The organism is Rhodococcus sp. P4_B6, from assembly GCF_056402215.1.
This window is the reverse complement of sequence record NZ_JBFUHV010000271.1, coordinates 1-8,353: the sequence shown is the minus strand read 5'-3', so window position 1 is coordinate 8,353 and position 8,353 is coordinate 1. Positions and strand designations below refer to the sequence as shown.

The window sequence follows — 8,353 nt, the reverse complement described above, 5'->3', positions numbered from 1 at the left end:
CTCCCGCAGCATCCCCACCCCGGCATGCGACACCACGCCCCGTCCGTCGGCGGAGACTTTCACCCGTGAACCCGCTGCGATACTCTTCACCTGCGAAGTGCCTTCCCGTCAGCATTATGGAACCCTAGAGAAGTCCCATTATGCCGTGCAGGACAGGCACTTTCGCTTATCTGCACACCCCGGTCCGCGCTCCCGCACGAAAAATCCAGGCTAGTCGACGTGTCGGCGGCCGTGGTGTAGCGGTCCACGGGCTGCACCGGCAGCGGCCGGTACCCCGACACCCCCAAGTTCTCATCGAACGCCCGCTGCCAGGACCCATCGGCGACGAAGTGTTCGATCGCATCGTTGACCCTGCTGCGCAGTTCGTCGTTGTGGCGATTCAGCCCGATGCCGTACTTCTCGGTGGTGAACGCCGGGCCCGCAAGTCGCAAACGTTGGGGATCGCCCGCCGCGAATCCGGCGAGGATTGCATCGTCGGAGGTGACGGCATCGACTGCGTTGTTGCGTAGTGCCTCGATGCAGGCGACATTCGTGTCGTACTCCTGCAGCTGTGTGTTTTGAGCGTAGTTCTTCTTGATGTTCTGCGCCGGCGCACTACCGGTCGGTGCGCACAAGCGCTTGCCGTTGAGATCGTTGGGCCCATTGACAGAATTGTCACCCGAAGCGACCAGCAACCTCTGCCCGGCCACGAAGTACGGTCCGGCGAAGGACACCTTCTCCTTTCGGGCGTCTGTGATCGAATAGGCCGCGACGACCATGTCGACCTGACGGTTTTGCAGCATCACTTCCCGTTGGAAGGGCGGTGTTTCCTTCCACTCGATGTTGCCGGGCGGTACGCCCATGTAATTGGCGACATACCGGGCGACATCGACGTCGAAGCCGGAGAACGAGCCGTCGACATTACGCAGACTCATCCCCGGGCGATCGAAGGTGATACCGATCGTCAAATGCCCACCCTCACCCGGGCCGGAGGCCGCGCTGCCGCAACCTGCAGACAACACAACGACGAGCCCCGCCAACAGGCAGACGACTACTTTCTTCATCATGCGGACCCCACCTTTCAATGCTGAAGAACCCGAGCGAGGAAGTTGCGGGCGCGGTCGGTGGCCGGGTTGGCGAAGAAAGCCGCCGGTGTGGTGTCCTCCACGACGGAGCCGTCAGCCATGAAGATCACCCGGTCCGCTGCCTGCCGCGCAAACCCCATCTCGTGCGTCACGACGAGCATCGTCATTCCATCCCTGGCCAGTGCACTCATGACATCGAGTACTTCGTTGACCATTTCCGGATCCAGGGCCGAAGTGGGTTCGTCGAAGAGCATGACCTTCGGTTTCATCGCCAATGCACGCGCGATCGCGACCCGCTGCTGCTGGCCGCCCGACAGCTGCAACGGATACTTATGCGCTTGATCTGCGATCCCGACCCGCTCGAGCAATTCCAGCGCTTTCTGCGCGGCGAGATGTTTGTTCTCTCCGCGGACCTTGCGGGGGGCCAGGGCAACGTTGTCCTGACACGTCATGTGGGGGAACAGATTAAACTGCTGGAACACCATTCCGACATCGGCACGCAGCGCAGACAGCTCCCGGCCTTCGACGGGCAAGGGTTGCCCATCGATACTGACCGACCCGGAAGTCACCGACTCGAGGCGGTTGATCGTGCGACACAACGTTGACTTACCCGACCCCGACGGTCCCAGGACAACGACGACCTGACCCCGGGGGATCTCGAGATCGATCGACTTGAGCACATGAACCGCACCGAAGTACTTGTCGATACCGCGCAACTCGACCATCGGAGCCGCAGTGGCTGTGGCTTCGAGGGCCGGCGCGGGGGCTTTCATCGCCGCACCTCCCCACGACGACAATCGGCGGGCGACACCAAGCAGCCGGACAGAACGCCCGGGTGGGTCCGAGTTACATGATCTGACGTAATGTACATCGATGTCATGTGCGGCATCCCGACGTGGAGTCGGCGACCGTGTGACGCGGCGCCAAGTGCCGCTCGCGTCGAACGCAATGGTGGTGTCGGCACGGGAAATCCTTTCGGGGCGAGAGCCATATGAAATACCTCGCGTGTGAGGTGGAGTGAATTCCAGTCAAACAGTGACGTAGCCAATACAGAAGGTTCAAAATTCACTGTCTGTAAGTCGCGCAGCATCTCAAAAGCATTCACGCTCGTCCCATCATCTCGGCCAGGTTGTGCCACTTCAGCCCGCCAGGTTGTGCCACAGGTGCCAGCAGGCGGCTCCGGTTCCCCGGACGCGATCCAGGTCGCCGACCGCTGGCACCTGTGGCCGGGCCTCGTCGGCGCGGTGGAGAATACGGTGATCCGCCACCGCGTCGACCTGCGCCCACCCACCGAGACCACGAGTACCAACGACGGGATCGACAACCCCTCCTCCGCGACTACCGACCCGACCGAAAGTGGCCTGGCTGACGGTCGCCTGGCCACCCGAACCCGGGAACGCCACGCCGCCGTCCACGAATTGCTCTCGCAGGGAAGAACGATCTCGTCTATCTCCCCCGGACACTGCCACTGCACCCATAATCTGCAGAGCCGATTGAACGAGCTGGGTATCCCGGCGACCTTCCACCTTCGCAACTCAGGCACCCACCCCGTGGGGCTACTGGCAGGACGACCTCAAGGACTCATGGCCGGTGATTGCCGGGCCGCTGCGCGGCCTGTGACTCGAGCCCGGAGCCTTCGACAAGCAACGGGGCACCAATCCCGAGCCAGGTTGACCCCGTTGGCTATTCGCAGGGATCAGGACGCCGTACGCACAGCGTGTCGCGCTCTCCGCATGGACCGTGGTCGTCGTACCGCCGATCAGGGTGCGGAACCTGCGGCGCCCTCACCTCGCCCGGGCGAGCTCGCGATGCTCGACGGCGCTGACGCTCAGCCCTGCCGCGACGAACGCTGCCCGCTCAACGAGGGTGGGTCGGATTCGCCGAACGCCTCGAGCATCACCTCCGGTGCTCCCTCTCTGCGAGGTGCGTCCAGGACACCCCGTTCAAGGCCGCGACAACATCGCCTTCCCGATGTCGTGACACCACACCCCGTGACTGGGCCGCGGCCTCGCGGCGGACCCGAGCACCGACACGTTCGGAATCCGGAGCAAAGAACACCGACGCCTCCACATCGCGGCACCGCGCCCACTCACGCCACACCCGCGAGGTGCTGCCACCTCCCCCAGCAGACGAACGGGTGAGGGGCAGTCTCGAGAACTGGTGACGACAACGATGCGGACGACACAGAACCCCCTTCGCCGACACGCACGGCAGCCACGACGCGATAGCACGGTTCCGACTGGCCACCCTCGACACAGCGCCCGGATATCCGAAAGGCAATGCACTGCATGCAGATCGCCTCGACCTCGTGTCCTCGACCACGCACCTGAAGCAGGGTGGACGCAGGATTGCCGGCATCCGCGCATGCTGCGACGCCGGCATCGTGCCGGGGCCCGACCGAAAGTCCGACCCGTCACGGTAGTTGCGGTGGCGGCATTGAGCGGCCTACCCACCCCTGGCCGCCGTACCGAGTCTCGTACACAGCAGGCTGGGGCACTTCTCGGGGACGTTCCGTCCGTGCAGTTCAGAGGCGAAATTCAGTGCCCCATCCCAATTCCGCCGTCCACGTTGATGACCGTGCCGGTGATGTAGGCCGCGCCCGGGCTCAGCAGGAACGCCGCGGTGGCGGCAACCTCCTCCGGCTTGCCGAACCGTCCCATCGGAATGTGGGAGAGCGCGGTCTCGACGACCGTGTCGCTGACGGCCGCGGCCATGTCGGTTTCGGTGAAGCCGGGTGCAATCACGTTGGCCGTGATGCCACGTGAGCCGAGTTCGCGGGCCAACGACCGGGTGATCCCGACGACGCCGGCCTTCGCTGCGGTGTAGTTCACCTGGCCGGGCATCCCCGAAAGGCCGCTGGCCGAGCCGATGACCACGATGCGGCCGACGCGGTGTTTGAGCATGTTGCGGGTCGCGCGTTTGGTGACCCGGAAGACGCCGGTCAGGTTGGTGTCCACCACTCGGGTGAATTGTTCGCTGCTCATGCGCATCACGAGGGCATCGTCGGTGATACCGGCGTTGGCGACAACGCCTTCGACGGGACCGTCTGCGGTCTCGACATGGGTGAACGCGCGGTCGACCGAGTCATCATCGGTCACATCGCATTCGACGCCGCGGACACCGTCCGGCACGGCGGAGCCACGGTGCGTGCCCCACACGGTGTGCCCCTCGGTGACGAGGTGGCCGGCGATCGCGGCGCCGATTCCTCGGTTCGCTCCGGTGACGAGGACGCGCAAAGGGGTTACCTCCAGTAGGTGTAGATCGTTCAGGGATTCGTGGCGGGTTACTCAAACCCCGCGGGCGCAGCATTGTTCTCGATCGGCACGATGACCGACGCGCTCCTTACTCGCCGATATCATGCACAACCGGCACCGAAAACCGAACAGTACAAATGATTACCAAAGTTCCTTGCACAGCAACATGCGGTGGCCGCAGAGGCAACCCCGGCCGTCCCCCGCGTGTTGCCATCCCCCGGGGTCGGTCAGGCCTCGGCTCGCGGCAGTCTCGGTCCACACGTCAGGGGAAGGCGCCGGCGCCTCAGGAGAGCCAGTCGGCGTAGCGGGTGGGGGCGAGGTGAGCGTGCGTGTCGGTCAGGACGTCGCCCTTGACGACGGCGAACATGCCGGCGGTGGGGTCGGTAACGACGGTACGGTTGTCGCCCTTGCGGGACAGGGCGATCCGGCCCAGCTCGTCCAGGGAGAAGACCTCGGGGCCGGCGATGTTGCGAATGCCCCTGAGCGGGGCGCCCGCGGCGACCTCCGCCACCGCACTGGCCACGTCCTTGGAGGCGATCGGCTGGATCGGGGTGGCGGGCAACCGGACCGTGTCGCCGTCCGCGGTCCAGGACAGGACGGCGTCGACGAACTCCATGAACTGCGTCGCCCGGACGATCGAGTACGGGATCGGCCCGGCCGCGAGAATGTCCTCCTGCAGCACCTTCGCCCGGTAGTAGTCCAGCTCCGGAACCTGGTCCGCGCCGACGATCGAGAGGATGACGAAGTGGCCGACGCCGCCCCTCTGGGCCGCGGCCAGGAGGTTGTCCATCGAGGCCCGGAAGAAGGCCGGGGAGGCGTCGTCGAAGGTCGGGGAATTGGTCAGGTTGACGACGACGTCGACCCCGGCCACCGCCTCGTCCAGTCCCCGGCCGCTGATGACGTCGACGCCGGTGGACTGCGAGTGCGGTACCGCCTGGTGCCCGGCGGCATTCAGATTCTGCACGACCTGCGACCCGATCAGCCCGGTACCGCCGATGACTGCGCACTTCATGAGATGCCCTACTTTCTTGTCGTGGGTTGAACTGGTTATTCGTACGGTCAGCGGGCCCCCGGGGATCCGGGGACGGCTGTCATGCGAGCGGCGGGCGAGGACCGGACAGGCTTGGCCGCCCGGTGTCCTGCGACGACTCCCCCGCCGACCGACTAGCAGCGGGCGATTGTTGGTAGTCATCGACGAACGTGACCGTCTCGTCCAGCGGCGCCCGACCCGTACGGGCATACCCCACCGCGGTGTCCTCGAACCCGATCGACATGCCGCAGAAGAGGATGAGCCCGTCCGGGGGTGACAGCACCTCCGCGATGGTCCGGCGAAACACCGACCAGGCCATCTGGGCGCAACTGTGCAGGCCTTCGGCGCGGAGCAGCAGCATGACCGTCTGCAGATACATGCCGACGTCGGCCCATTGAGCCGGACCCATCTCGCGGTCGAGGTAGCAGAACAGGGCGGCGGGCGCGCCGAAACAGTCCCAGTTCGCGGCAGCGGCCCTCTGGCGCGCCTCCCAGTCCTCGCGCGTAATACCCAGTGCGCCGTAGCGCTGCTCACCGAAGGCGGATCGGCGCTCGTGATACGGGGACTTCAGCACGGGCGGGTACATCTCGTACTCCCGTTCGTCCCAGGGCTCACCCGCCGCCACACGCTCGCCGGCGCGCTTCTTGAGCTCGGCCAGCGGCGCACCGGTCAGCACGTAGGCGTGCCACGGCTGAATGTTCGATCCGGACGGGGACCACGCCGCGGCCGACAGCACACGCTCGAGCACCTCCCGTGGGACCTGCCGGTCGGTGAATCCGCGCACCGCCCGTCGGCTCGTGACCGCGTGATAGGTGTCCACGACCTCCCACTTCCCCATCTGCTCGACTTACCGATTTTCGTTACGTTCGATACGGTATCATTCAATATGATCTCATTCAATATGATCTCATTCAATACTAATTGGTGTGACATTCGAGCCCCGACGCATCGCAAGGAGGGAGACCCGCACGGGCGCCGACCACGAACGTCGCCGTCGTCGACCGAATCCGCCACCGGAACCATGTCCCGCCGGCCAGCGGGGTCCGCCGAGGGGCGCCGGCGCGGAGCACCGATGGCCGCAGGCCTCGAGTCCGGATTCGCCACGACAACCCCGTCAGATCACGCGCGCCCACCGGCAGGCAACCGGAATACGCGGGCGCGCCTACCCCTGACCGTCGGCGGACAGGAACCGGGTGAGCAGATCCCTCAGCTGCTCGGGCTCGCCGGGCCCCAAGACGGCAACCAGACGCTCAGCCAGCGGCTCCGCCGCCACATGCGCCGCATCGAAAAGCTCGAGACCCGCAGGCGTGATCTCCACCGCCCGCGCCCGCCGGTCCCCCGGCACGGACTTGCGCACCGCCAGCCCCCGACGCTCCAGGTCGTCCACGATTCGCCCGGTCCCCGCCTTGTCCGACCCCGTCGCCGCCACCAGGTCCCCCTGCACCGTGGCCCCCCGGTCGACCAGCACGATCAGCACCGCGAAATGCCGCAACTCGATGCCGAGCGGCCGCAGCGCCTCCGCCATCACCGCGGCCGCGTGCCAGTGCGCCCGGCGCAGCAGCAAGCCGAGAGCGAACGGCGATGCATCCCCGGCGCGGCCGGTCGCCCGCGAGGCGGTGGTTCTGCGAGGAACACGGGCGGTCATGAGGCCACATTACCGCCATCGATTCATTCGATACGGTTTCATCTGAAACAAAAGGTCACGTCTATTGCAGTCCCTTCCAACCCACGCCGGAAGGACCTGATCACGACCGCGGGGCGCACCGCCGACAACCAGTCGATCCACCCGCCGGCAATCGACACCGACCCCACACCCCGCACCCCGCACCCCGCACCCCGCAAAGCGGTGCCGTACCCGCGACGCCACGGATCGACCTCGGGCACCCGGGCCCCGGGCTCCGCACCGACCACCGCATTGTCTCCGCCCGCCTGCGGGCAACGCTGCTCCGACTCTGGAACCTGTGAACCGATCCACGTTTTACAGGCGTGACCAGGGTGTACGACACGTGTGTGCCGGCAGCGGCGGCGGGTATTCGATGTCGATGGGGTCGAACGTCGACGACTTCGCGCACGAGGCGAGGCTTGCGGGGCACCTGGTGGAACTCCTCGGGAACCGAGAGATGGGCGCCCTGTCCGCCGAGCTGTCCCCGCTCGTGCGTGCACCGGGACCGGAGAGGGCGCGCCGGTCCCTCTACGGCGGTGTGCTCACCTGGCTCGTCACCGCGATCGCGGACGTGATCACGGCGCGTCTGGGATACCCGGAGAACGGTGAGGCATTCGTCCTCGAGGTCCACACCACCCGCGGGCGGCACCTCGGTCTGGACGAGGTGCCCGCATCGGCGAGCCGAATCCTGCGGTCGGTCATGGCGCTGCTCGCCGGCGACCGCGTCGGGGCCCGGGTGCAACTCGACGCCGCCCAAAGCGAACCCTCTCCACTCGTCCGAGCAGAGACCCTGGTCGATGCCCTGGTATGGCTGAATGTCCTTCTCGACGTCAATCTTTCCGCGTTTCCCGACCGTCCGCCGGAATAGGGAACATGGGCCCCGTCGTGCCCTGTGCGAACCCGCGCGGACAAGGACTAGAGAGCGGTAGATAGAGCAACAACGATGATCGACGAGGAAACCACTGCCGCACTCGCAGGTCACCACCGGGCATGTCATCGTCGCCTGGCGACAACTACGGCAGGGATCCTCGCGGGAGCACGCCACGATCACCCGGCACTACCTCGGGCTGCCGGCGGCTCGACCGCGGGCCAAGTGTCGCCTGGATCAACCGGGTCGACTGATCCGGGCCGATGTCCTCGCCACCGACGGGCGCCGTCACCGCGACAGCCCGAAACCAGTCAAACGCTCCCACAGGCCAGAGCGGCTCGCTACTGTCAGCGGGTGGCCGAGCGCGTGGGACTCGTCGTCTCGGGTGGCGGCGCCCGCGGCGCCTACGAGGCCGGCGCCATCACCTCGCTGCTGCCCCGACTCGGCCGTCCGCCGACGATTCTGGTCGGTACC

The 8,353-nt window shown here is 66.3% G+C and carries 7 protein-coding genes and 2 pseudogenes; 3 read left to right on the top strand and 6 right to left on the bottom strand.

From position 1 onward, the window contains the following. Positions 1-236: 236 nt before the first annotated feature. Positions 237-1,046, bottom strand: a pseudogene (locus AC1DWT_RS47885) (glutamate ABC transporter substrate-binding protein); the annotation flags it as partial. A gap of 14 nt (positions 1,047-1,060) precedes the next feature. Then, positions 1,061-1,837 (bottom strand): amino acid ABC transporter ATP-binding protein, encoded by a 777-nt coding sequence (locus AC1DWT_RS47880; RefSeq protein ID WP_275957902.1) that lies wholly within the window; start codon positions 1,835-1,837, stop codon positions 1,061-1,063. A 693-nt stretch (positions 1,838-2,530) separates the two neighbouring features. Here AC1DWT_RS47880 and AC1DWT_RS47875 point away from each other — a divergent pair. Continuing rightward, a pseudogene (locus AC1DWT_RS47875) lies at positions 2,531-2,684 on the top strand (esterase family protein); the annotation flags it as partial. Between the two features lie 917 nt (positions 2,685-3,601). Here AC1DWT_RS47875 and fabG read toward each other — a convergent pair. The 4 genes from fabG to AC1DWT_RS47855 all read right to left on the bottom strand — a co-directional run bounded on the left by fabG (position 3,602) and on the right by AC1DWT_RS47855 (position 6,993). Next, complete coding sequence (fabG, locus tag AC1DWT_RS47870; RefSeq protein ID WP_206015707.1) at positions 3,602-4,300, bottom strand: 3-oxoacyl-ACP reductase FabG; 699 nt, start codon at positions 4,298-4,300, stop codon at positions 3,602-3,604. 301 nt (positions 4,301-4,601) lie between these two features. Next, positions 4,602-5,330, bottom strand: coding sequence for an SDR family oxidoreductase (locus AC1DWT_RS47865; protein ID WP_206015706.1), 729 nt, complete (start codon positions 5,328-5,330; stop codon positions 4,602-4,604). A 79-nt stretch (positions 5,331-5,409) separates the two neighbouring features. Continuing rightward, the gene (locus AC1DWT_RS47860) at positions 5,410-6,168 is read right to left on the bottom strand and encodes a nitroreductase (protein ID WP_206016295.1); all 759 of its coding nucleotides are present in this window, start codon (positions 6,166-6,168) and stop codon (positions 5,410-5,412) included. Positions 6,169-6,510: 342 nt separating this feature from the next. Beyond that, positions 6,511-6,993 carry a MarR family winged helix-turn-helix transcriptional regulator gene (locus AC1DWT_RS47855; RefSeq protein WP_206015705.1) on the bottom strand — a complete coding sequence of 161 codons (483 nt, stop codon included), beginning with the start codon at positions 6,991-6,993 and terminating at the stop codon, positions 6,511-6,513. Between the two features lie 361 nt (positions 6,994-7,354). Between AC1DWT_RS47855 and AC1DWT_RS47850 the strand changes: the two genes are divergently transcribed. After that, entirely contained in the window at positions 7,355-7,879 is a 525-nt protein-coding gene (locus AC1DWT_RS47850) for a hypothetical protein (protein ID WP_241031612.1), read from the top strand. Positions 7,880-8,233: 354 nt separating this feature from the next. After that, positions 8,234-8,353: patatin-like phospholipase family protein (locus AC1DWT_RS47845; RefSeq protein ID WP_477925955.1), on the top strand; the 120-nt coding region annotated here is incomplete at its 3' end.